The following is a 1,278-nucleotide window of genomic DNA, read 5'->3' as shown; positions in this document are numbered from 1 at the left end:
AGTCGCTTCGCGCCTTCCCCCTCTCTCGTCTCGCTGCGCGAGTCGGGAGGGGGACGCCCCCAGTGCGGCGGGGCGGCCCTTGCACGGGGGCACTGGCTTTGGCAGCGCCAGTTTGATGCGCCGCAGGTAATGCGCAGCGCAGTGAACAACGGATAGGCACACATGCTGGAACTGATCGATACCTACTGGCTGTACTTCCTGGTCGGCCAGTACCCCAACGGCCCGCTGGGCGGCCTGGCGCTCACGCTGCTGCTGGCGGCGGGCGCCCTGCTGCTGGCGCTGCCGCTGGGCGTGCTGTTCGGCCTGGCGCGCGTGAGCCCGTGGCGCTCGGTGCGCTGGCCGGTCACGGCCATCGTCTTCGTGGTGCGCGGCACGCCGCTCCTGATGGTGGTGTTCTGGGCCTATTTCTTCCTGCCCAGCGTGACGGGGGTGAAGACCGACCAGTTCACCACCATGCTGGTCGCGCTCGTGGTGTTCAACGCGGCCTACCTGGCCGAGATCGTGCGCGCCGGCATCCGGGGCCTGCCGCGCGGGCAGATGGAATGCGCCCGCGCCCTGGGCCTGTCGTACCCCCGTGCCATGCGCCGGGTGGTGCTGCCGCAGGCGCTGCGCAACATGCTGCCTTCGCTGGTGAACCAGTTCGTCGTCACCATCAAGGAGACCTCGCTGGGCTACATCATCGGGCTCACGGAGGTGGCCTTCATCGCCACGCAGATCAACACCCAGGTCTTCATCCGGCCGGCCGAAGTGTTCGGCATCCTGGGCCTGACCTACTTCGTGCTGTGCTTCGGACTGTCGCGCCTGGCGTACGCGCTGGAGCGCCGGCTGGCGCGGCGCGCGGCCCCCTCCTCTTCTTCCGGACTCCGAACGACATGATCGAACTGCACGGCGTGAACAAGTGGTACGGCAGCTACCACGCCCTGGTGGACGTGACCGAAACCATCGACCAGGGCGAGGTGGTCGTGGTGTGCGGGCCTTCGGGCTCGGGCAAATCCACGCTGATCCGCACGCTCAACCGGCTCGAACCCATCCAGGGCGGGCGCATCCTGATCGACGGGCAGCCCATCCACGGGCCGGGCGTGGACGTGAACGCGCTGCGCTCGCGCATCGGCTTCGTGTTCCAACAGTTCAACCTGTTTCCACACCTGTCGGTGCTGTCGCGCCAGGCGGCCGAGCAGCGGGCCCTGGCCCTGCTGGACCGCGTGGGCCTGGCGCACAAGGCCCAGGCCTGGCCCAGTGAACTCTCGGGCGGCCAGCAGCAGCGCGTGGCCATCGCCC

The 1,278-nt window shown here is 68.9% G+C and carries 2 protein-coding genes; both read left to right on the top strand.

Annotated features, from left to right (window positions below; translation table 11 throughout):
• Positions 1-162: 162 nt before the first annotated feature.
• Positions 163-876: an amino acid ABC transporter permease gene (locus AC27KI_RS25135; protein WP_487116505.1), complete on the top strand. Its 714-nt coding sequence runs from the start codon at positions 163-165 to the stop codon at positions 874-876.
• The coding region (locus AC27KI_RS25130) for an amino acid ABC transporter ATP-binding protein (RefSeq protein WP_487116503.1) at positions 873-1,278 on the top strand (406 nt) is incomplete at its 3' end. The genes AC27KI_RS25135 and AC27KI_RS25130, both read left to right, overlap by 4 nt.

This window comes from Acidovorax sp. KPB24-03 (genome assembly GCF_057546605.1).
This window is presented reverse-complemented; position numbering and strand designations above follow the sequence as displayed.